The 22,471-nt window shown below is 59.6% G+C and carries 19 protein-coding genes, 4 pseudogenes and 1 riboswitch; of the genes and pseudogenes, 11 read left to right on the top strand and 12 right to left on the bottom strand.

Annotated features, from left to right (window positions below):
- Positions 1–174: 174 nt before the first annotated feature.
- Positions 175–656, bottom strand: a pseudogene (locus PACILC2_RS01760) (SprT family protein).
- A 100-nt stretch (positions 657–756) separates the two neighbouring features.
- Here PACILC2_RS01760 and PACILC2_RS01755 point away from each other — a divergent pair.
- Both PACILC2_RS01755 and cmpA read left to right on the top strand, forming a co-directional pair.
- Positions 757–1,110, top strand: coding sequence for a hypothetical protein (locus PACILC2_RS01755; protein ID WP_062491137.1), 354 nt, complete (start codon positions 757–759; stop codon positions 1,108–1,110).
- Positions 1,111–1,211: 101 nt separating this feature from the next.
- A pseudogene (gene cmpA / locus PACILC2_RS01750) lies at positions 1,212–1,372 on the top strand (cortex morphogenetic protein CmpA).
- A 179-nt stretch (positions 1,373–1,551) separates the two neighbouring features.
- On the opposite strand, the gene PACILC2_RS01745 reads toward cmpA, so the two are convergent.
- The gene (locus PACILC2_RS01745; protein WP_213527068.1) at positions 1,552–3,714 is read right to left on the bottom strand and encodes a Tex family protein; all 2,163 of its coding nucleotides are present in this window, start codon (positions 3,712–3,714) and stop codon (positions 1,552–1,554) included.
- 360 nt (positions 3,715–4,074) lie between these two features.
- Here PACILC2_RS01745 and PACILC2_RS26160 point away from each other — a divergent pair, with 360 nt between their 5' ends.
- From PACILC2_RS26160 to PACILC2_RS26145, 4 genes and pseudogenes are all read left to right on the top strand, one after another.
- Positions 4,075–4,851 (top strand): sugar-binding domain-containing protein, encoded by a 777-nt coding sequence (locus PACILC2_RS26160; RefSeq protein WP_244863157.1) that lies wholly within the window; start codon positions 4,075–4,077, stop codon positions 4,849–4,851.
- Positions 4,829–4,876, top strand: a pseudogene (locus tag PACILC2_RS26155) (hypothetical protein); the annotation flags it as partial. The gene PACILC2_RS26160 and the pseudogene PACILC2_RS26155, both read left to right, overlap by 23 nt.
- A gap of 239 nt (positions 4,877–5,115) precedes the next feature.
- Positions 5,116–5,670 (top strand): glycoside hydrolase family 2 TIM barrel-domain containing protein, encoded by a 555-nt coding sequence (locus PACILC2_RS26150; protein ID WP_244863156.1) that lies wholly within the window; start codon positions 5,116–5,118, stop codon positions 5,668–5,670.
- Complete coding sequence (locus PACILC2_RS26145) at positions 5,649–5,837, top strand: hypothetical protein (RefSeq protein ID WP_244863155.1); 189 nt, start codon at positions 5,649–5,651, stop codon at positions 5,835–5,837. The genes PACILC2_RS26150 and PACILC2_RS26145 overlap by 22 nt, the downstream gene beginning before the upstream one ends.
- A gap of 615 nt (positions 5,838–6,452) precedes the next feature.
- On the opposite strand, the gene PACILC2_RS01735 is transcribed toward PACILC2_RS26145, so the two are convergent.
- Complete coding sequence (locus tag PACILC2_RS01735; protein ID WP_307860288.1) at positions 6,453–8,072, bottom strand: Rieske (2Fe-2S) protein; 1,620 nt, start codon at positions 8,070–8,072, stop codon at positions 6,453–6,455.
- 415 nt (positions 8,073–8,487) lie between these two features.
- Here PACILC2_RS01735 and PACILC2_RS01730 point away from each other — a divergent pair, with 415 nt between their 5' ends.
- On the top strand, positions 8,488–8,733 hold the full coding sequence (locus tag PACILC2_RS01730; protein WP_062491132.1) for a hypothetical protein: 246 nt from the start codon (positions 8,488–8,490) through the stop codon (positions 8,731–8,733).
- Between the two features lie 112 nt (positions 8,734–8,845).
- Here the strand turns inward: PACILC2_RS01730 and PACILC2_RS01725 are convergent, their stop codons facing one another.
- Positions 8,846–9,478 carry an MBL fold metallo-hydrolase gene (locus tag PACILC2_RS01725; RefSeq protein ID WP_213527062.1) on the bottom strand — a complete coding sequence of 211 codons (633 nt, stop codon included), beginning with the start codon at positions 9,476–9,478 and terminating at the stop codon, positions 8,846–8,848.
- Between the two features lies 1 nt (position 9,479).
- Positions 9,480–10,041, bottom strand: a pseudogene (locus PACILC2_RS01720) (thioredoxin family protein).
- A gap of 191 nt (positions 10,042–10,232) precedes the next feature.
- On the opposite strand from PACILC2_RS01720, the gene PACILC2_RS28335 reads away from it, so the two are divergent.
- Together PACILC2_RS28335 and PACILC2_RS28330 are read left to right on the top strand one after the other, a co-directional pair.
- A complete protein-coding gene (locus tag PACILC2_RS28335; RefSeq protein WP_213527060.1) occupies positions 10,233–10,382 on the top strand; it encodes a hypothetical protein in 150 nt (49 codons plus the stop codon).
- A 74-nt stretch (positions 10,383–10,456) separates the two neighbouring features.
- Complete coding sequence (locus PACILC2_RS28330; RefSeq protein ID WP_307860287.1) at positions 10,457–10,678, top strand: cupredoxin domain-containing protein; 222 nt, start codon at positions 10,457–10,459, stop codon at positions 10,676–10,678.
- Positions 10,679–12,125: 1,447 nt separating this feature from the next.
- Here PACILC2_RS28330 and PACILC2_RS01700 read toward each other — a convergent pair.
- A complete protein-coding gene (locus PACILC2_RS01700; protein WP_213527058.1) occupies positions 12,126–13,997 on the bottom strand; it encodes an O-antigen ligase family protein in 1,872 nt (623 codons plus the stop codon).
- 175 nt (positions 13,998–14,172) lie between these two features.
- Here PACILC2_RS01700 and PACILC2_RS01695 point away from each other — a divergent pair, with 175 nt between their 5' ends.
- Both PACILC2_RS01695 and PACILC2_RS01690 read left to right on the top strand, forming a co-directional pair.
- Entirely contained in the window at positions 14,173–14,886 is a 714-nt protein-coding gene (locus tag PACILC2_RS01695; protein WP_213527056.1) for an ABC transporter ATP-binding protein, read from the top strand.
- The gene (locus tag PACILC2_RS01690; RefSeq protein ID WP_213527054.1) at positions 14,883–16,127 is read left to right on the top strand and encodes an ABC transporter permease; all 1,245 of its coding nucleotides are present in this window, start codon (positions 14,883–14,885) and stop codon (positions 16,125–16,127) included. Before PACILC2_RS01695 ends, PACILC2_RS01690 begins: the two co-directional genes overlap by 4 nt.
- A gap of 61 nt (positions 16,128–16,188) precedes the next feature.
- On the opposite strand, the gene PACILC2_RS01685 is transcribed toward PACILC2_RS01690, so the two are convergent.
- The 6 genes from PACILC2_RS01685 to yyaC form a co-directional block, all read right to left on the bottom strand.
- Entirely contained in the window at positions 16,189–17,007 is an 819-nt protein-coding gene (locus PACILC2_RS01685) for a PilZ domain-containing protein (protein WP_213527052.1), read from the bottom strand.
- Positions 17,008–17,112: 105 nt separating this feature from the next.
- Positions 17,113–17,214: riboswitch (cyclic di-GMP riboswitch) on the bottom strand.
- Positions 17,215–17,233: 19 nt separating this feature from the next.
- Positions 17,234–18,316: an HD-GYP domain-containing protein gene (locus PACILC2_RS01680; RefSeq protein ID WP_062491116.1), complete on the bottom strand. Its 1,083-nt coding sequence runs from the start codon at positions 18,314–18,316 to the stop codon at positions 17,234–17,236.
- A gap of 108 nt (positions 18,317–18,424) precedes the next feature.
- Entirely contained in the window at positions 18,425–20,107 is a 1,683-nt protein-coding gene (locus PACILC2_RS01675) for a GGDEF domain-containing protein (protein WP_235593412.1), read from the bottom strand.
- Between the two features lie 89 nt (positions 20,108–20,196).
- Positions 20,197–20,862, bottom strand: a complete 666-nt coding sequence (locus PACILC2_RS01670; protein ID WP_213527050.1) for a DUF6483 family protein — start codon at positions 20,860–20,862, stop codon at positions 20,197–20,199.
- An 11-nt stretch (positions 20,863–20,873) separates the two neighbouring features.
- On the bottom strand, positions 20,874–21,701 hold the full coding sequence (locus tag PACILC2_RS01665; RefSeq protein WP_062491111.1) for an alpha/beta fold hydrolase: 828 nt from the start codon (positions 21,699–21,701) through the stop codon (positions 20,874–20,876).
- A gap of 28 nt (positions 21,702–21,729) precedes the next feature.
- Positions 21,730–22,326, bottom strand: coding sequence for a spore protease YyaC (yyaC, locus tag PACILC2_RS01660; RefSeq protein WP_244863154.1), 597 nt, complete (start codon positions 22,324–22,326; stop codon positions 21,730–21,732).
- Positions 22,327–22,471 lie beyond the last annotated feature (145 nt).

Raw genomic sequence — 22,471 nt, 5'->3', positions numbered from 1 at the left:
GGCCGTCTGCAGCGTTTTGGCCGTCCGCTGCCTTTCGGCCGTCTGCAGCGTTTCGGCTGTCCGCTGCCTTTTGGCCGTCTGCAGCGTTTCGGCCGTCCGCCGGAGGCTCGCCGGCAACCCCCGTCGCCTCAACATCACAATGGCGGCATGGCCTCAAGCGCAATTCCATCCTTTTCAGGTAACCTTATCACTGGCGGACAGCGTAAAAATTTTCAATTTCCCCCGGCACCGCCCGCATACGTAACGGGACGGGTCGATCCGCCGCTTACGCAAATATTCGGTTCCGCAATCCACGCATGCGAGCTTGTAGCGGTATGGCATGGACTTCCGCTGACGGCTGCCCGGGAGCGAGCGGCAATAGCGCGTGCCGCCGACCTGGGCCAGCAGCGCCTTGAAATCGGCATCCCGGTGCCGGTACCCTTTGTTCGCCAGATGGAGATGGTAATGGCACAGCTCATGCTTGATAATTTTTCCGTCTCTTCCGGGCCGAACGCCGCAAGCTGATGCGGGCTGATTTCGATATGATGCGTTTTCGTAAAATAGCGGCCCCCCGTCGTCCGCAGCCTGCCGTTAAACACCGCCTTATGCCGGAAAGGAAGTCCGAACGATTCCCACGATATTTTTTCCACCCATGCCTGAAGCGTTTCGTCATTCATTGCAATCTCCCCCAACTACTTGAATTGTAAAGCGGCCATAAGATAAACTGTCAAGTAGTAATTCCAACGAGCGTTGGATCGAGGGGAGAACAAAAGCTGTATGCCGAAGATGCGCTACGTCTTGATGAAACACGAAACGGAACTCACCTTTGTCGAAATGCCCGAATCGCATGCCTATCAACTCAGCGCGCTCAATCTGCGCCTTCACAAGGAACTGGACAAGCTGACGGCTGACAATGTGCCGCGGCTTCCGTACGCCGTTGCCGAAATGTCGGATGTCGAGCTGCACGATCCGGGCATTGCGATCGTATCGGGGCTGGATTACATCAATTCGCTCGAACGCGAATTCGCGTCGATCCGGGAGCAAGCTTACCCGCTCGTCTCGCTGCTGACCGAAATTCGCGCCCTGCAGGCGCAGCTGGAGCAGTGGTACGAAGAAGAAGCCGAATTGTAAAACCGAAAGACCGGCGAATGCGGCTGGGACCTGCACAGGCATCCGTCCTCTTCCATATGATTATTAATACCATTAGAACGGCCGGGAGGAGGACGATCATGATGCCGCAATGGCTCTGCAACCAGCTGATGCGTGCCTTTCAGAAAAAGACCGGCGGCAAATCCGTCTGTTGAACGACTGCTGGTATTTTTACCGTGCCAGGCAACGTCCGCAAACGATTATACCGGCCTTCCATGAGGGGGCAAACAAGGGGCTGCCCTGAAGCCGACGAACGGCTTTGGGGCAGCCCTGCCTCGTAATCGAACGTATGGATTTTGACGGTCCGTTCACGATGGCTTCCACCCGAACGCATTGACTTTGCGGTCCGTTCACGACGGCTTCCACCCGAACGTATGGACTTTGCGGTCTGTCACGCTGGCCTCCATCCGCTTTGCGGTCCGTTCACGACGGCTTCCGCATCGTCAAACTGACGCGCCCCTTCTTCAGATCGACGCCGAGCACCCACACGGTTACCGTATCCCCGACGGCCACGACATCCATCGGATGCTTGACGAATTTGTCGCTCATCTGCGAAATATGGACGAGTCCGTCATTTTTGATGCCGATGTCGACAAAGGCGCCGAAATCGGTCACGTTGCGGACGGTTCCTTGCAGTTCCATCCCTTCCTTCAGATCCTCGATATCCAGCACATCGGTATGAAAGACCGGCGGCGGCAGTTCTTCCCGCGGATCCCGTCCGGGGCGCTGCAAGCTGTCGATAATGTCGCGCAGCGTCGGCACCCCGACGTCGAGCTTCGGAGCGAGTTCTTCCGGATCGGCCGCCGCCAGCCGCGCTTTGGCCGTCTCCGAACCGAGCTCCTCCGCTCGCAGTCCAAGCGCCTCGAACAGCTTGTCCACGACCGGGTACGACTCGGGATGAATCGGCGTCCGGTCCAGCGGGTTGGAGCCGTCCGGAATGCGCAGGAAGCCGATGCATTGCTCGTAGCTTTTCGCGCCGAGCCGCGGCACCTTCTGCAGCTGTTTCCGGTCGGTGAACCGCCCGTTCTCCTCGCGATATTTCACAATATTGCGGGCGATGGCGGCATTGATTCCCGCCACGTACGACAGGAGCGCCGGCGAAGCCGTATTGGCGTCTACGCCTACATGGTTGACCGCCGATTCGACGACGCCGCCGAGCGTCTCTTCGAGACGTTTCTGGCTGACGTCATGCTGATATTGGCCGACGCCGATTGCTTTCGGCTCGATCTTGACGAGCTCCGCAAGCGGGTCCTGCAGCCTGCGCGCGATCGACACGGCGCTGCGCTCCGCCACATCCAGATCCGGAAACTCCTCCGCCGCGAGCTTGGATGCGGAATAGACGCTCGCTCCCGCCTCGTTCACGATAATATAGCGGATGTCTCCGGCCCCGTCCGCCCGGCCGCCGCGCCGCTTCGCAATCAGATTGGCGACGAACCGCTCGGTCTCGCGGGACGCCGTGCCGTTGCCGATGACGATAATATCGACGCCGTGCTTGTCGATCAGGCCGTTCACAATCCGTTCGGCTTCCTCCACCTTATGGTGCGGCGCCGTCGGGTAGCAGACGGCAACCTCGAGCAGCTTGCCCGTTTCGTCGACGACCGCCAGCTTGCAGCCGGTCCGGAACGCGGGGTCGACGCCGAGCACGACGCTGCCGCGAACAGGCGGCTGCAGCAGCAAGTTGCGCAAATTGGCCGAAAAAATCGCGATGGCGTGCTCCTCGGCCTTTTCCGTCAACTCTCCCCGCACCTCGCGCTCGATAGACGGAGCAATCAACCGCTTGTAGGCGTCCTCAATCACCGCGATCAACGTCTCGCGCACTGCCGGAGCTGTCCCGTTACGCAGTGTCTGTCTGCCGATATAGTCATGAATCCGTTCCGCCGGCACCTCAAGCGTCACGCGAAGCACCTCTTCCCGCTCCCCGCGATTGATGGCCAGCACCCGATGCGGCGGCAGCTTCCGCACCGGCTCCCGGTAATCGTAATACATTTCGTATACGCTGTCCTGTTCCGGGTCCTTCGCTTCGGTCCGGATCACGCCGTGGTCGTGCGTGAACCTGCGCACCCACGCGCGAATCGACGCGTCGTCGGCCAGCTGCTCCGCCAAAATATCCATCGCGCCCTGAAGCGCCGCCTCGGCGCTGTCGACTCCCTTGTCCGGATCGACATAACCTGCTGCCTCCTGAAGCGGATCTCCCTGGCGGGGCTGCGACCAAAGCCATTTGGCAAGCGGCTCCAGTCCTTTCTCGCGGGCAATGCTAGCACGGGTTTTCCGCTTCTGCCTGTATGGCCGGTACAGATCTTCGACCTCCTGCAGCTTGACCGCTTTCTCAATCGCCGCTCGCAGCTCGTCGGTCAGCTTGCCCTGCTCGTCGATCAGCCGGACGACTTCGCGCTTGCGCTCCTCCAAATTCCGCATATAACGGAGACGGTCTTCGATCGCGCGCAGCTCGTTCTCGTCCAGTTCCCCGGTCAATTCCTTGCGGTAGCGCGCGATGAACGGAATCGTGTTTCCTTCGTCCAGCAGCGCGACCGCCGCTTTCACTTTGCCCGCCGGCAGCGACAGTTCGGAAGCGATCGCCCGAATCATCCGTTCGCGGGACGCCGCCGCCTCTTGCGGCGATACCGCCCCTTTCGCTTCCGCTTGCTTCTCCGTCCCGTCCGGCGATGCCGCCCCTTTCGATTCCGGGTGCTTCTCCTTCCCGTCCGGGGTATACGTATTCGTTTCAGTCAACCGCTTTGCACCTTCCTTTGTTCGACCTTGGATCGATCGAAGTCTGTTCCCTATTTTCTCAAATTTTCCGGCCAGATGCCAGATCAGTATTGTATTAGTTAACTCATAAGTTATTTAATTAATTTTTATTGACGTAAATAATGGGCGGACTTACAATAAACGTGATCGTTTAAGTTCACGAAAGTTTACGATTAAAGGCGAAAGGATGGATCAAGCATGGCGAATTCCTCTGCAAACGCGATCCCAAGACCGGAACATCCGATGCCACAGATGGTGCGCGGCGAATGGCAAAATTTAAACGGCAGTTGGCAATTTGAAATCGATTACGGCAAAAGCGGCAAAGAACGCGGCTGGCATCAGGAAGAGCATGCGCTGGCGCGGACGATTGCCGTCCCGTTCTGCCCGGAGAGCGAGCTGTCCGGCATCGGACATAAAGACTTTATGCCCGCGGTATGGTACAAACGCTCTTTCGAAATTCCGCAAAACTGGCGGCCGGGACGGACGCTGCTGCATTTCGGCGCCGTCGATTATGAAGCGACCGTCTGGGTGAACGGCCGTATCGTCGGCACTCACCGCGGCGGCTACAGCTCCTTTTCCTTCGATATTACCGACGCGCTGCGCGAAGGCGTGAATACCGTCACCGTCTGCGCGGAGGACGATGTCCGCTCCGGCTTGCAGCCGCGCGGAAAACAAAGCGGCCGGTACTATTCTCATGGTTGCGACTATACGCGGACGACCGGCATATGGCAGACCGTCTGGCTCGAGCGGGTTCCGGAAGCCTATATTCGCAGCTTCCGCCTGTATCCCGACCCGGACAACGCGCAGCTGCATATCGAAGCCGCTCTCGCCGGTCCGGCCGCAGGCGCGACGCTCAAGGCCGAGGCGTACTATGCCGCGCGCGGCCGGCAACGTCAAGGCGATCGTATCCGGCCCGTCCGCCCGGCTGACGCTGCCGCTGTCGGAAGTTCATCTGTGGGGGCCGGGACAGCCTAACCTGTACGATCTGAAGCTGTCGCTTCTTCCGTCCGGAGCAGACGCGGCAGCCGCCGACGAAGTCGAAAGCTATTTCGGGCTGCGCACGCTCCGTCTCGACGGCATGGCGTTCCGCATTAACGGAAAATCGGTGTTCCAGCGCCTTGTGCTCGATCAGGGCTTCTATCCCGCAGGCATCTATACCGCGCCGACCGACGACGACTTGCGGAAAGATATTGAAATTTCGCTCGGCCTCGGCTTTAACGGCGCCAGACTGCACGAAAAATGTTCGAGCCCCGCTTCCTGTACTGGGCCGACCGGCTCGGCTACCTCGTCTGGGGCGAGCATGCCAACTGGGGCCTCGATATTACGACGGCCAAAGGGCTCGAGCGTTTTCTGCCGGAATGGCTCGAAGGCGTGGAGCGGGACTTCAACCACCCGAGCATCGTCGGCTGGTGCCCGTTTAACGAAACATGGGATTACAACGGCGCAAGACAAAACGACGAGGTGCTGCGCATCGTCTACGAGACGACCAAACGGCTCGATCCGACGCGTCCGGTGATCGATACGAGCGGCAACTTCCATGTCTCAACCGATATTTTCGACGTGCACGATTACGATCAGAATCCGGAAACGTTCAAAGCCCGCTACGAGCCGATGAAAACGGGCGGCGAACCGTACAACACCTTCCCGAACCGCCAGAAATACGAAGGGCAGCCGTATTTCGTGAGCGAATACGGCGGCATCTGGTGGAATCCCGGACAGGTGGGCGACGAGGGCTGGGGCTACGGCGACCGGCCGAAGAGCGAAGAGGAATTTTGCGCCGCTACGAAGGTCTGACGACGACGCTGCTCGACAACCCGCGCATGTTCGGCTTCTGCTATACGCAGCTGTACGACATCGAGCAGGAAGTGAACGGCCTCTACACGTACGACCGCAAGCCCAAATTCGATCCGGCCGTCATCCGGGCGATCAATACCAGGAAAGCTGCGATCGAGGAAGAGTAAGTGCCAGTGGCGGCGCATGCCCGGGGGCGCGTGACCCGGTAGGGCGCATGCCCGGGGGCGCGTGGGCTTGGTGCGCGCCACTTTGGCAGCGCGGGCCTGGTGGCGCCACTTTGGCGGCGCGGACCTGAAGAAGGCGACCGCTATGCGAGACGTTCACCGACATCAGCAGAAATTCCTGCAATTATACATCTTTTTCCATATAAATGATATATTAAGCGAAATTCCTGCATTTTTACATCTTTTTCAAACGAAATGCCGAGATAAGTCGGTAAATACCAGAAAAATCCTGCATATTTGCAGGATTTTTCTTTTGACGCACGAAAATCACTCCGAAAAGTTGTATAAATGCAGTATTTGTTCATTTTGAAGCGAGGAACTCCACTACTATTTGACCGCGATCTCACCAGGACGCACCCGGACGACAGACGCTATGGCGCAACCTCGCGAACAAGCAAGGCCCCCCCTCGCATTGCCACCACCTTCATATCCACCACGGGCGGTACACCGCAGGCGAACGACCCGTCAAATCCGCATTCCGCATAGCGGTGCAAACCCGCGCTCCGCACGATCGTATGCGGGAGAATAAGTTCCTTCCGCCACCCGCAGGCGAACAGGTCACTCCTCGAACAGTCGCTCGCCCCGGTTGAGCCGCTGCGCAATGCGTGCGGTATGGGGCGTTTCCCGTGCCGTAGGCGCATGAGCCGCCAGGTAGCGCACAGCCGCCAGCAGCAGCGTCTCCCTCGCGCGCTCGGCGAACGCATCGCTGCGGCCGTTCCAGCTCTCGTACTCCCCGACAGCCGCCTCCAGCAGCTGAAACGAATGGAACTCCGCATCTTCTCGCAGCAATGCGTGGCCGAGCGTATTGATGAGCGCGTCCGGGTCGCCGCCCCCGCGCAAATAGCCGGCGGCCCATGCAGCCGCTTCGTTCACCTGCTGCCGCTTGTCAAGCAGCTCCAGCAGCTTGTCAGCCGGTTCGCCCGGCGAGCCGGCGGCATTCGGCCGGGGAGCGGCCGGCACGTTCAGGAAGCGATCGAGATAGATCGCCGCCGCACTGTGAAACAGCGCCCGCACCGGCAGCGGATCGTCGCATCGCGTGACCGTTTCGTGCACGGCATGTGCATGCGTGAACGTATGAAGGACGGCGATCCAATCGCCGAAGTCGTTCTGCGTATGGAACCGCACCATCCGCTCTGCGGCGGCGAGCGCCGTCATTCGCGCCAGCTCGGCCGGATGGCAGCCGTCCGCAAGCAGCGCCGAGAGCGCCGGAATCGTTTCGAGCGGCCGGTCCGCAAGCAGCAGCCCGAGCAGCCGCTCTTCCTCCTCCGGCGCAAGCGGGCGCCGCTTCTCCGGCAACCCGTCCTCGAGCGAGGCGAATGCCTGCCGCAACGGCCCGACCAGATCGACCGGCGCCTGCCAATGATGCTGCTCCTCGCTTCGCGACGGATTCGACAGCAGCGGCACAAGCGAAGCCAATACCCGCACCCGCAGCTCCGGTCCTACCAGCTCGAGCGCTTCGAACGCCTTGTTGTGAAAATCGACCGTATGGCCGCCATCGAGATACACGTGGTCTGTCGCCGCCGTCATCATCATGGACCGCAATTGATCGTCCGTCGCCCCGAGGCCGATCGCCGTCAACAATATGCGCTCCGCCCCTTGCGTATCGCGCACCTCGATACAGTTGCGGTACCAGGAGGCCAGCCGCTCGAGCGAAACATCCCCTTGCGGCAGCGGCCCGAGCAGTCTCCGTTCGGGGCGGCCCGCGCTGTTGCGGGCGACATGCAGAAGGCCCTGGTACAGCGCCAATATTTTGCCGTTACGGTCCAGCTTGGGCAAAATGCGCGCCATCGCCGTCAAAATCGTAAGCCCCGAATTCCAGCCTCCGGCCACACCGGTGCCGAATTCGATGCCGATGCGCACGATATCGCGCTCCGGGTATCCCGCCTCCATCAAACCGACGACCGCTTTCGCGATGACAATGCCGATATTTTGTTCCAGTCCTTCCCGAAGCCTCGCCGCATCGTCCGCCGTACGCCTCGAAGTTCGCGGGCGGCGGCTCACCCATACGCTGCCATCCTCGATCCGCACGTCATGCACCGGCACATCGTCCGCCCATGGGTCGAGCGTCCCGCCGCTGCATATATCGAACCGCGCATGATGCCAATGGCAGGTCAGCAGCCCGTCGCACAGACTTCCCAAATGAAGCGGAAAGCCCAAATGCGGGCAACGGTTATCCACCGCATACACCCGGTCTTCATGGCAAACACGGCGATTCCGCCTTTTACCACCGTCGCTTTTTGTTCATTAAGCGCTTTCAACGTTCCCGCTAAAATCCACTCGTTTGCCGCTGCGTACATCTCCTTCACCCCGACGCCTCCTTCCGGCAGAGCCGACTAGAATAGGGGAGCAGCCCTTCGCTTCGAACAGCCGCTTAAATCCTCACCCTAATGTATTCGATTCTCCGCAGCCAAAGTCCTTTACGTTCGGATCGCCGGGAAAGGCGCTATCTTTCGTCTTCTTCGCTTCAAGCTTTCCATCTCGTCCGAATGCCGATTAAAAAATTATCATATTCAAATTCGGCGGCTCCGGGTTAAAAAACGAGTAGCGCCGACTCGGCGTTACATTTTTCACCTGAGGAAAGGAGAAGATCAGCGTGAAACTGAAATGGTCCAAAATGTTGCTGACGGCGGTAATGATGGCTGTGATCGCGATGACGGCGGCTGGATGCGGAGAAGGAGACAGCGGCATCGTCGAGGAAGAAACCCCGGATGCGGTTACGCCGGACAGCGGCGATGAAGGCGGTACGGACGTCGATGCGGATGCGCCGGAATCCCCCGATGCAGGCGACGACGGCGCGGTCGACGGCGATGCGGGCGGCACGGAGCCGACGACGCCTTAAATCGCATTTTTCAGCAGGCAGATCATTCGCGAACGATTATAGAACGGCCGTCCGTTGACGGCAAACAAGGCCTCCCGCCCGCGCGAACGCGCGAAACGGAGGCCTTGTCTAGTTAACGAAGCGCCACATACGGATTGTTCGCCATCTCAAATCCGATTGTCGTCTTCGGCCCGTGTCCGGGGTAGACGGTCACCTCGGGATCAAGCTTGAACAGCTTGAGACGAATCGAATCGAGCAGATCCCCCTCCCGGCCGCCGGGGAGGTCGGTTCGTCCGACGGACAGCCGAAACAGCACATCGCCCGCGAACAGGTGGCGGCCGCACAGCAGGCTGACGCTTCCCGGCGAGTGGCCTGGCGTATGCATAACCTGAAACCGGTGCCCGATCAACTCCAGCGTCTGGCCTTCCTCCAGCCGGTATTCGGCCGGGTCCGTGACGAGCGGCGGCGAAACGTCCGGCCACCTCGCGGAACCGTTTTTCTGCGGATCAGTCAGCCAATCGGCTTCCAGCTCATGAATGTATACCGGACAGCCGGCCGCCTTGCGCAGCTCTTCCACCCCGCCCATATGGTCGAAATGCGCATGCGTCAGCACAATCGCCTCGATCTCCAACCCTTTCACACGTTCCAGCAAACGCGCCGGCGACATGCCCGGATCGATGACGAACCCGCGTTTCCCCGTCTCTTCTGTCACCAGATAAGCGTTTGTCTGAAGCGGGCCGAGCGTAAATGTTTCGATATTCAACATATTAGAACGACTCGAGCAAGCTGCGCAGCTCTTTGATGATAACGGCCTGATAGTCCGTTCCTTCTCCGTAGCGGCGCATCATTTCTTTGCGGGTTTCGGCCAGCTTCTCTTGATAATCGGGCGCTTCCCGGTCGGGATTGTTCAGCTTGAACTGCGTCATCACTTCCTGAACATGCTTCGGACGCGGTCCCCATTGACCGAGTACATGACCTCCGGTATCGGCGAAAATGACGATCGGAATGGCGCGTCCGCCCATCGTCAAAATTCGTCCATCGTGTCGAGGTGCTCCTCCATAATGAGCACTTCCGTCGGAATGCCGCTAACTTCCATCGCACGGAACACGACCGGTACATTGCGCACGACGTCTCCGCACCATTCCGCAGCCAGAATGAGACAGCGCAAATCGTCGCGGTTGTTAAGCGATTCGAAAAATTCGCGATCGTCCTCGTTCCACTCGAAACGCTCGTACCAGTCCTCGAACGCCTCCTTGTTTTTTGCATGGAATCGCGGAACTGCTGCGGGCTGATGCCCTTGTTCAGCTTAGCGGCTACATTTTTACTCATTGGCAACTCCTCGCTTTCCCGAAAAACTTGGTATTGCTTCTATTGTAGCAGAACGGGCGTACGGATAACAGGCCGGACCGAAGGCGCGCAAGCCGGGCGATTCCCGAACGTCCATGTGTCATCCGCTGACAAGCCTGCGCATAGACTAGCCCTGGAAACACAATGAGCAGAACCGGAAGGGGAGGATGAAGTTGTCCAAAGTGTTCGTGGTCAGCAAAAAGCAAGTCCGGCTGTTCGTCTATGTCGCGCTCGCCGTCATCGTTGCGGCATTTTATTTGCGGTACGAGCAGGCGCGGGCGGTAAACGCGACGGAGCAAGGCGAACAAATTTTCATCTGGTAACCGGCGAGTTTAAAACGACGACCGCTGACGGCAAGGAACTGGAAGCGTACCGGTGGGACCCGGGAACGATCGTCGTGCGCAAAGGCGAGTCGGTTGAACTGAACATTACGGGCGTCAACGGCGCCAGCCACCCGTTTGTCATCGAGGGGCTCGGCGTGCGCGGCGAGGTAACGAAAGGAAACACGACGACGGTCCGGTTCAAGGTGGACAAAAAAGGCACGTATCCGATCCGGTGTCTGACGCATGCCGATATCCATTCGAACGGTCCGATGGTCGGCTATATCGTCGTACTGTAACGCTTTGGCTCCGAAAGACAGTGGCGGACGCGCGAACGAGCGCATACATATAGGGATGGAAGGAGGCGGTCATTATGAAGCCGCAAAGCGAAAAGTATCAGGCCGGCTATCCTACCGCCCGTAAAATCCGCCGCGCCTGCAACCAGGAGCTGTACCGGACCGTCAAGCGATTGAAAAATGGATTCCGAAGGAGCGCATCCAGCAGGCGGAAAAGCTGTATTTTCAAAAAGTCACCCTCAACCTGCCGTGGATCCACGAGCATTACAGCAACCGACAGGCGTTGGCGGACTGGTGGGACGAAAATGTCAGCGGGGAGATCGCCGAGCTGTGGGAAGTCGACCGCGCGAAGCTGTGCGCCGCGTTCCGCGAAGCTTTCGGAGGTTGAAACGTGCCGGCCGTCCTGACCCGACTGAGGAGCCGGGCTGTTCCGGATCGAAAGGAACGGCCTGGCTGATGCCGGTTGCAGGCGGTTGCAGCGTGGAACGCTTCACCAACGTCTGGAACCAGGCAGTTGCAGGCTGATGCCCGCTCGTTATGCGGTTTGATTCGGGTTCGGCATCCGTTCCGGCTGCATGGCCACGCGCCCTCTCACGCCTCCCCGGTTCTCGACGCAGTTCCCAACCCTGTATTGCGTTCGACAGATGAGCCGACAGATGAGCCGATAGCTGCGAGTTTATTTGCACAAAATACATCTAATTCGGCATAATCGTCCAAAACGTCCCACCCCTTGTCAAATAGCTGCATTCCGTGCAATATCTCCCGGTGTTGAGAGCCGAATTACGTCATTTTATTGCATGAAATACATCTGAATCGGTACAATCGGACAAAAATGTCTCCTCCTATGCCGATTAACTGCATTCTATACAATGATTTCCGGTATCGAAAGTCGAATGATGCAGTTTTATTGCACAAAATACACCTAATTCGGTGCAATCGGACAAAATGACCTACCCTATGCCGAGTAACTGTATCGAGTAACTGTATCGAGTAACTGTATTCTGTGCAATGATTCCCGGTATTGAAAGTCGAATGACGCAGTTTTATTGCACAAAATACACCTGACTCGATACAATCGGACCGATATCCCCCGCCCCGGCGATCAATCATTGTATTTTATACAATAATTGGCGGCATGCAGGCCTGATGAGCATCTTTTTATTGTATAAAATACACCCAAAATCGGCTTCATCGGCCACAAAGGTTCCTTCTGGTCCGCGCAAATCCAATCTTACAGATATTGAAAACCAACTTTCATTCGTTTCCGCCCGGAATAGAGCGATTCAGCAGCCTCCCGCCCGTATTTCGGGTCTGCGTTTGCGTTTCCCCGCGTTGGGATTGCGTTTGCATTTTCCCGCGTTTCTATCTACGTTTGCGTTTAACCCCGCGTTTCACCCTGTTCGGATATTTGTGTTTGTTCCATCATCGTTCTGGTACTGCGTTCGTTCCATCATCGTTTGGATACTGCGTTTGTTCGTCTTCCCCCCCGCCTTCGTCCGCTCGAACTATGGAGCGCCAGCCAGCAGAACAACAAAATCCAGTAGTATCCGTACGACATATCGAAGTCGATGGCGGCATGCGTCAACAGCACGACCGGAACGGCGAGCATTGCCGCGTCGCGTCTGCCTATACGCAGCAGGAATACGCCCAGCATCGCAAGGAAGACGGCCAGTCCAAACGCACCGAGATCAAGCGCCACGTTCAAGTAACCGTTATGTACCTCGCCGCTGACGTACGGTTCGCGCTGAACCGAGGCGTACAGCGCCCGCCAAGTGCCGCCTCCCTGTCCGAACAGCGGCGCCTCCTTCAGCAGTGTCCAGCCATCTATGTAATAGGCAAGCCTCGCAACAGCCGTCCCGCTGCGTCCTTCCCCTTCCACTCTGACTTCAACGGCGCTCCACACCGTCCAAAAGGCAATACAGAAGCCTATCGTGAAAATCGGCCACGCGATCGCCGCCAGACGCCTGGAAGCCGGAACTGCTATCGCCGCAGACTCACCGGGGGTGCCGGCGGCTCCGGCGCTCTCGCCGCACCCGCCCGATACGCTCATGGCTTGGCCGCCCGGCGCGGTGGCTCCGGCGCTATCGCCACGCTCGCCCGCCACGCTCCTGGCGCGGCCGCCCGGCGCGGCGGCTCCAAGGCTATCGCCACGCTCGCCCGCCACGCTCCTGGCGCGGCCGCCCGACGCGGTGGCTCCGGCGCTATCGCCACGCCCGCCCGCCACGCTCCTGGTGCGGCCGCCCGGCGCGGCGGCTCCAAGGCTATCGCCACGCTCGCCCGCCACGCTCCTGGCGCGGCCGTCCGGCGCGGCGGCTCCGCCTCCACCTTCGGCGGCAACGGCCGCCAGCTTGCGGTTCAGGCCAAACAACGCCGCGCCTCCAATCGCCAAGGCGGCAACGGCCAAAGCCGCTTCCGCGCCCGGCGGCGCGGAGCGCCACAGGCCGGCTATGCCGCCGCCGCTTGCCGCCTCGCCGTAACCGGCGGCGGCATGGCCGGGCCCGGCGGCGAGCGCCAGCCGGTAGCCGATTGCGCCTGCGGCGGCCAGCGAGCCGCTGCAAGCTAGCCAGCGCAGCCGTTCTTCGCTGCGATGCAGAAGCAGGCCGGCCAGCCAGCCGGCGGCAAAGGCAAGCCACGCTCCGCGGGACTCGGTCAGCAGCATAGCGGCAAAGCAGAACGGAGCGGTACAAGCCGACCAGGCAGAGGCCGCAATCCCGCGTTCCCGGACAAGCAGCGCGAGCTGCCACAAGACGAACGCGCCTGCCGCCGCCCCATACATATTCGGGTATTGAAAGAAACCGCCAAGCCGCGCCCCGGTCGCCGACAACCGCTCGTCTCCGGAAAGCATGACCATCCCGGGATATTGTATCCAGCCGAACCAGCCGGCCAGGCCGCCGGCGGCAAGCAGCGCTCCGGCCAGCTGCAGGCTGGCTGCAAGCCAAAGGCGAAACCGGCCGTCCTCGAGAAACATCAGGACAACTAGCAGAAAGCCCGCATAGGCCGACCAGCGCAGCCCCTGTTCGATCGTCGCCTGCCAGGACGCCGGCCCCCGAAGCAGCGAAAGCGCATAAAGCGCGGAGACGCCAAGAGGCCCGGCCGCGGCGGCATAATGGCTCAGCGCGGCCTTCCTTCGCTCCCCGCTTAACCGCCCTTTAAGCCGCGCAAGCCGCCATGCCATCCCGCATGCCGCCAGCGCCCCCGCCGCGCTCAGCATCATGCCGATCCGGTAAAACGCCGTATCAAAGTACAGCCCGCTGCGGAACATGGCAACCGCGAGCACCGCCGCAATCCAGAAGGCGGCAGCCGCCCGAATGACGACGGACAACGCCATCGCCTCCTTCTCTATCATCATATCTGCCGCATATTGTTATAGCTTATAGTTTTCCATATTTGCGGAGCAGCAGACCCGCCCAATGCCCCCAAGCCGGGCCGGCAGCACGCAAACTTTTCCTACCTCTCGTCGTTCTTTTTCATGTATAAACACTGGCAGGAGGAACGACATGATCGAACTGAACCGTATCAAACATTCGTTTACGCTCGGTCGCAAAGGCAACGAAAGACGCGTTCCGGTGCTGCACGGTATCGACATGCGTGTCGGCAAGGGCGAAATCGCCACGCTCGTCGGCCGGAGCGGGTCCGGCAAGTCGACGCTGCTGCACCTGATCGGCGGCTTTCTTCGCCCGACGGAAGGCTCCATCCGCATCGGCGGGCAAGACGTCACCGCGTTTACCGAAGGACAATGGGCCGATTTCCGGCTGTCGCATATCGGCTTTGTCTTTCAGAATTTTCAACTTATTCCCGGCATGACCGCCTATGAAAATATCGAGCTTCCCCTGGTGCTCCGCGGCCTTTCAGCAAGCGTGCGTCGCAATCGCGTCAAGGAGGCGATGGAGCGGCTCGGCATCGCGGATTACGCCGACCATTATCCTGCCGAACTGTCGGGCGGACAGCAGCAGCGCGTCGGCATCGCCCGCGCGCTCATTCTCGATCCGCCGCTGCTGCTGGCGGACGAGCCTACGGGCAGCCTGGACAGCGAAAACGAAGAGCAATTTCTGCGGCTGCTGCGCGAGCTGAACGAAGAGCGCGGCCTCACGCTGCTTGTCATTACCCATGACGAGCGGGTCGCCGCTATCGGCAGCCGCCGGTTTCGCATGGAAGACGGCCTTCTGTCGGAAATCGCCGCCGAAGCCGAAAAGGAGGAAGCGCTGCGATGAAAATGGCCGATAAAATCCGGTTCGTCAGGCAGAACATGAAGAAGAACAAATCGCGCATTTTCATGACCGTGCTCGCGACGGCGATCGGCTGCGCGTTTCTGATCATGATCGCGTCCGTCGCCTTCGGCCTGCAGAAGAGCTTTGTCGACGAGCTGCTCCGGGACCGGCTGCTGACCGAAATCGATCTGTACAACAGCATGAAAGACGGCGAGCCTTCCCCGATCACCGCGGAAGATGTGCGCCGGATCAGCGCCATGGAAAGGGTCAAGGCGGTGACGACCCATTATATGAAAGGCGGAGAAGTGGAGCTCGACGGTTTTGAGACGACGACAACGCTCGTCTTTACCGATTTCGAACAGGAGAAAGCCGCCAACCTGGAGCTTGAAGAAGGCCGTATGCCGGAGTCGGGCAGCGAGATTGTCGTCGGCTACCATCTGGCGGAGCATCTGAAAAATAAACAGGGAGCCTCCTATTCGGGCCGTCTGCTCGATGCGGAAGTAACCGTAACGGGGCTGGCGATGGACCCCAAAAAGAACGAAATGATCGAATCCGGCGAAGCCAGACTGAAAGTCGTCGGCATTCTGAAGAAGCCCGCAAACGAAAGGAACATGGAAACGCATGTCATGATCGCCCAGTCGTTGATGCCGTCGTTTTTGCTGCAGGACGAAGATATCGGCAGCCCGCAAGCGAAAGCTTACGCCGCAAGCGCGGAAGTCGTTGCGGCGCTGGCGAAAGAACTGCGCGAACAAGGGTATTCCCTTTATACCGCTGCCGATTCGGTCAACCAAATGGAAACGATCTTCCTTGTCATGAAGATCGGTCTCGTATTTGTCGGCACGATTGCCGTCCTGATCGCCTCCATCGGCATTTACAATACGATGACGATGGCCGTTACCGAACGGGCGCAGGACATCGGGATCATGAAAGCGGTCGGCGCCCATCCCAGGTCGATCCGCAGCATCTTTCTGATCGAGAGCTCCGGCATCGGCGTCATGGGAGCATTGATCGGCACCGTTATAGCTTACGGCCTGAGCGCGGCCGTCAACATCGCGCTGCCGCCGATCATCGCCGCGGCGTTGGACAGCAAGCCGCCGGAAGGCTTTGTATTCTCGTACATTCCGCTATCCCTGACGCTGCTCAGCGTCGGCATCAGCGTAGGCGTCGCCGTTCTGTCCGGCATGCGCCCCGCCGAGCGGGCGGTTCGCATCGACGTGCTTCGCGCGCTGCGCCGGGATATATAGCGACACAACGCTGGCATAAACCGTCACAGCGCCGGCATAAACGACGGGAAGCGCGCTCCCCCTAACCGGAGGATGCGCGCTTCCCGTCGTTTTGTTGCTTCATCTGATAATATGCCGCCACCTGCTCCCGCAGGATGAACGCCCGGAGCGAACGCACCTGCTCCTCCCGCATTTCCCCGAAACGGGCGCCGTAATAAACCGTGCCGCCCGACCGGACTTCGCGAATAATCTCCAGCAGACAATCGAGCTCAAACCCCGGGTACAAGACGGCTTCGACCCAGTCGCCCGGACATAACGACCAGCTGCCCGCATGAACCTGGAAGCCGATTCCGTCCAGGCTCATATTGACGACTTCCATTTCACCGCCTTCCGCATCCGGCGTGTTGCCGTCATTCCCGGCATCCTCCGGCTCCTCCGCATCCGCATCGTTCATCAGCGCTTCCAAACGCCGGACCAGCCCCTCGTCCAGTCTGTCGACCTGCAGTTCTTTCGCCCATTTGCGGTGAAGCTTTTCCGCCTTCGACAGCGGCTCGGGCGACTGCTCCGGCTTCCGCAGCAGCCTGCCCTTGACCGATACGGAAATGCGGGGCGCCTTGCGCTTCTCATTGTGCAAATTGAATGCGCCCGGCGGCAGAATGACCGCGATGGAGCCTTCCGCCATCCCGATGACCGACGTTCGCAGCCGATATTTGGCCGAAGATGCATAGACGGTCAGCTGAACGCGTTCGCCAAGCTTGAACCGGTCGAATTCTTGCAGTTCGACCTCCAGCAAATCGCCTTCCAGATAGGTCAGCGTGCCTGCCGCTACATAGCCCTGCTTCTCGACGACGGTTTTGCTTTGCAGAAGCAGGGATGGAGTGACCCAATGATCGTGATTCACCGAACAGTATTCTCCTTTCGTGCGGGGAAACGCGGGCAGAATGCAAAAAAAGCCGCTATCCTGCAAGAAGCCGCCTTAAGTTCCCCTATCAAATAGAGACTCGATTTCGGTAGCCAGGCTGTCGATATCCGACGCTCGGTTGCACGTTCGGACTTAGACCCTGTAGCTTTGCGTCCCTGCCTTTCGACAGGTTTGCCTTTGTCGCGCTCGTATTCGGTTGTCGTCGTTACAGTTCTTTCACAATCATAATATGGAGCTCGTCCTGCAAATCGATATCGTAAGCCTCTTTGGGTATCGACCCGTCGGCTTCCTGCACGATGCGCACCTTCGGACGGTGGCTCGCCAGCGGATTGTTGGCCGACACAACCCCGACCTGACCGGTATTCAGCAGCACAGTCGTTGCCACGGGATAGATGGAGATATTGCGGCAAAACAGCTTGATCAGATCGAGATCGAAATAGGTATTGCCTGCCGCGAACAAAAACTCGATCGTCTCCGACGGCGTGTACCGCTTGCGGTGCGGTCTCGGCGACGTCAACGCATCGTAGACGTCCGCGATCGCGACGATCTGCGCATAGATATGCGTCTCCTCGCTGCGCAGTCCGCGGGGATATCCCGATCCGTCATAGCGCTCGTGATGCTGCAAAGCGCAGTGCGCGGACAGCAGCGATATATCGTGATGTTTGCGGAGGATGTCAAATCCGGCCGTCGGATGCTGCTCCACGATCGCACGTTCCGCTTCGCTCAGCGGCCCCTCCTTGTCGAGCAGTTCTTTCGGCACTTGCGTCATGCCGATGTCGAACAGCATGGCCCCGACGCCAAGCTCTTCCATCTGACTGCGGTTGAACCCTTTGGCCATTCCCATAATGCCGGCAAGAATGGCCACGTTCACGGAATGTTGAAACAGATAGGCGTCCTTCACCTGGATTTGGGAAAGACTGACGAGAAGATGCTCCCGGCCGATCAAATCCTGCATGATTTCTCCGAAAACCTTTCGAAACGTCCGCCCGATTTCCGGCTCGACGGCCCGGCCTTTCGTATAAGGCTGGTCCATCAGCGACGTCATCGTCTTGTAAATCGCTTCGGTCGCCTGCCGTCGGGTATCGTCGCGGATCGCCTCATCAGGCTCGATGCCTTCCGTCGCATCGTCTTCGATGAACAGCGTGTCGACGCCCAAATTTTGCAGCCTTTGGATAAAGCGGTCGCTCAGTTCCACACCCGCCCCGAGAAGCACGTTGCCGTTTTCCTGCACGACCGGCTTGGCCAGCCGATCTCCCGGCTTGACCAAATTGATATTCAATTTTTTCATAACTTTCGGTTCCCGCCTTTGCAAACGCTCGGTCCCATTATTTCTGGAACTATTGTATCAAATGTACGGGCCTATGGCTATGCAAAAGCTGCGGAGGTCTGTCCGCCGTCAGGCTATATCTTTCACGACGATACAATTGCGCCCTTTATTTTTCGCTTCGTAAAGCGCGGCATCGGCCTGGGCAAAAAGTCCCAGCAAGAAATCTTTGGCGTCGTCCAGCGCCACGCCCGGACGAGCATCCTCCGCGCTGCGGATGCAGAGCACGCCCATGCTGATCGTCACCGATACGAGCTGGTCTTCCCCGCCGGCGCCGACGGCATTGTGCTCAACGGCTGCCTTCACCCTCTCGGCCAGTCTTACGGCTTGCGCCGAAGTCGTATAGGGCAGGTAAACGGCAAATTCTTCGCCGCCGTAGCGGGCCAGAATATCCGTCCGGCGAATCGTGCGCCTGACGATGTCCGCCGTGCTGCGCAGCACTTCGTCGCCGACCAGATGGCCGTAGCTGTCGTTAATCATTTTGAACAGATCGATATCGAACAGAAACATGGCAAAAGGAATACGGTAGCGGACGTTCGTTACCACCTCCCGCTCAAGCTGCTGCAGCAAATAGCGGCGATTGAAGCAGCCGGTCAGCGCATCTGTAACCGCCATCCGCTCCAGCTTCTGGTTCGCCTGAAACAGCTGGTCCTGCATCAGAATCAGCTCGCGGTTGCGCTCCTGCAGAACCGCGTTCTGATCGTTCATCTCCTCCATCAGCCGGCGGTATTCCGTCACGTCCTGAAACGTGATGACGCGGCCGATCAGCGTATTGCGATGATTCAGAATCGGCGTGGAATGCAGCTCATAATGGCGGCTGCCGGCCGTCGCGATCTCAACCGAGGCAGTCGCCATCGCATGCTTGCGCAGCATGGAGAAAAACGCCTCCATCTGCGTACGGGAAGACGAAGACAACGAGGAAAGCGCACGAAGGTCGAATTTGTCGCCGATGTTCACCGGCAAGATCGAGCGGAGAGCCTTGTTCATCTCGATGACAACATTATGCTCGTCGAGCACGAGCAGCCCGGTAGACATTGTATCGATCACGTCGCGCTGCGCGATATTGATGATGTCGAAAGCGCTGTACCGCGTAACGGCCAGCGCATAGTAAATGCCGGCTAGGGCCAGGCCGGCGGACAGGACGCTTTGCGCCTGATGAAAAAACATGGCTGCGGCAAAATCGGCCAAACCGAAACCGGTCAAAAGCAGCATCCCGTAAAGCGCCGTCACGACGAGCCTGCGATGGCGGGGCGAAGCGTCCCGACGAAGCGTGGAAACCATGGCGTATATCGAAACGGCAAAATAGCCGGCGAGCAGCACGGGCATATAAATCAATAGCGGCCCCGGCCGATACCAGAAGGAAACGTCCGCATCGCCGGTGTCATGGCCGATATATTGAAAAAACAGTTCGTTCGGATTGCATATCAGCCCTGCGGCCGTGATGGCGGCGGGTAAAAATATGACGATCAGATTGCGGGTTTTCAACAGATAGGATTCGCCGACCAAACAGATGGTGAAAATATACCAGAACGCTCCGAGCAGAGCGATGCCGACGAAGGCAGCCGTCAGGTAGAGCAGTTGAAATTGCGGATCGTCCGTCTGGCGCATGGCAAACTGAAACAGCGGCCACAGCATCATGAAAGAATGTACCGACAAGTACATTTTGTGAAGTCCGGTTATGACGCTCGATGCGAAAATGTAAACGAAGGTACCGAGCAAAACGAGAAACAAGCCGAAATTTACCCACATCTGCACGTCCAAAAAGGCTCACCCACTCGTCTAATAGCCATTCCTATCCATTGTAGCATACCGCCGATTTAACGGACAATGGCGTCAAACCGCGGCTACTCGCGGCTGGAAAGCCATGCGTCCGCCTCCGCCTGCGCCAGCCCTTCCTCCACTTCCTCACGGGGCAGGCCGCCGGCGGCAAGCCGTTCGTCGGGGAGCGGAAGCAGGCGGCGATAGAAGGCGACCGCCTCGTCCCGTCCCGCTTCGCCTTCGACAAGCAGCTCGTACAGCCAATTCTCGGCCTGGTCGTACCGGCCGCGCGATTCTTGCCAGTCCATCACCAGCCGTTTGGTTGCCGCCGGCAGCTCACAATCGGACAGCTTGAGCAGCAACCGCTCGGCCTCGGCGTCGGAATCCGCCAGCACCTTCGGCGCATCGGCCGCCGCCAAACGCGCAAATAACTGCAGCGCCTTGAGCTGAAGCGGGTAAGCGCGCGCCCCGTCGCCCATCTCCTCGTAAATTTCGCTTTCCTGCTTTAGCAGAAGAGCGATCGCCTGTATATTTTCCGTCTCCATTACGCCGTTTGTCGTCATCATGCCGACGATATCCTCGTCCGACAGCGAGCGGATAAGCCGGCCGTTTAACCGGAAGCGGCTGTCGAGCAGCTCGTCGATGACAAGCAGCGCCTCTTGATGCCGCATCTGGCGGCGCAAGCCCATCACTTGTCCGATCGCGGAGGCAACCTGCTCGATCATCCGCATCAAGTAGTCGCGCTGCAGCATGGCCGTGCCCCCTACACGTTTTCGACGAACGAGTGGATCGCTTGCGCCACTTCGGCCGGCGACTCGATCATGCCCATATGGCCGCAATTCTGGATGATCCGTTTCTCCGTATCCGGACCGTGCGCCGCGAAAACCTTCTCCGGCGGAACAATGCCATCCTCGGCCCCCGCTACGAGCAATACCGGCACACCCGTCCGCTCCAGCACGGCCCGCCGATCCGGCCGTTCCCGCATGCCGCGCGTAACCGCCGCCGCGCCGTGCGCGCTTGCGCGATAGCCGATCTCCTTGACGCGCTGCACCGCCTCGGCCATCGTTTCCAGGTGGCGCGGCGCGAACAGCTTGGGCGCAAGTCCGTCCACGACTTCCCGGAGACCGCCGGCGAGAATCGACTCCGCCGTCTTGAGCCGGTTCGCCTTGCCCGTTTCGTCGTCCGGCAGCGGCGTCGAGTGGACGAGTCCGAGACCGGCAAGCCGGTCCGCGTGCCGCTCCGCAAACGCCAACGCCGTATAGCCTCCGAGCGAATGCCCGATTACAATGGCGCGGTCGACCTCCAGCGCATCCAGCAGCTCGCAGACGTCATCGGCCAGTTGCTCCATCGTATACGTCGGATCGCCGGGAGCCGACGACCGTCCGTGTCCCCTCAGATCGGGGATAATCAGCCGGCCCGCGCCTTCCAGCAGCGCGGGCATATTTTCCCAGTAGGCGGAGCTGCCGCAAAATCCGTGCAGCAGCACAATCGTCCGCCCGTCTGCCCGACGGCTTCTTCCGGAATCCCAGTAAGCGCAGTTCAATCCGTTCGGAAGGTTCAGTCTGGCTTCGGCAAGCGATATAGCGTCCATTTGCATTCTCTCCTTTCGTCTATTCCCATTATGTACCGTCCGGTTCGTTCCGAATCGTCAAGCGCAGCTCGCGTCCGTCCCGCGCGCTTCGCGTTCCGCCCATCCAGGCCGCCTCGATCGCATCCGCGGTCTCGACCGCCATGCGTACGACCCGGTACAGCGATGCCGACTGGATCGACCAATGCGGCTTCGCCCCCCGGGCGTTCACGACTCCGGCGATGCCGTAATCGCCGAGCGGCGGCAGCTTCAGGCCAATCCCCCGTCCCGGCTCGACCGGGCCTTCGGACACGATATATTTGCCGACCGATTCCGGTCTGCCGAGACATGCGTCCACTGCGACAACGACGGCCCCGGCAGGGAGCGGAACGCTTCCCGCCGCCAGACGCTCCGCATCCAGCGGACGCGCAAGCGTGCCCGTCACATGCGGCCAGCCGCGTTCTTCCAGCAGCGATCCCACCCACGGCCCGTACGAGTCGCCGGCGGAACGGTCCGTTCCGATGCACACGAAAGCGACGGCGCCGCGATCCGGATACGACGCGGCAATCTTGCGCAGAAATGTCTTAAGTCCGTCTGCTTCTGTGCGGCGCGCGGACGCGCTCCCCCATTCGCGCTTTATATCCATCATCCATTCCGCCTTGTCATACCAACTTGACGCTACGATTTTGAACGGACGACTGTCGGCCGTCCGTACCCGATATTGTACCGGAATTGCCCCGGCCGTTCAACGAATGCGCCGCCGGCGGACTCTTGAATGCGCCGCCGGCGGACTC

The sequence above is a fragment of the Paenibacillus cisolokensis genome (genome assembly GCF_018403665.1).
Classification (GTDB): domain Bacteria; phylum Bacillota; class Bacilli; order Paenibacillales; family Paenibacillaceae; genus Paenibacillus_AH; species Paenibacillus_AH cisolokensis.
Note: the sequence above shows the minus strand (reverse complement) of the source record. Positions and strands in the feature narration are given on the sequence as shown.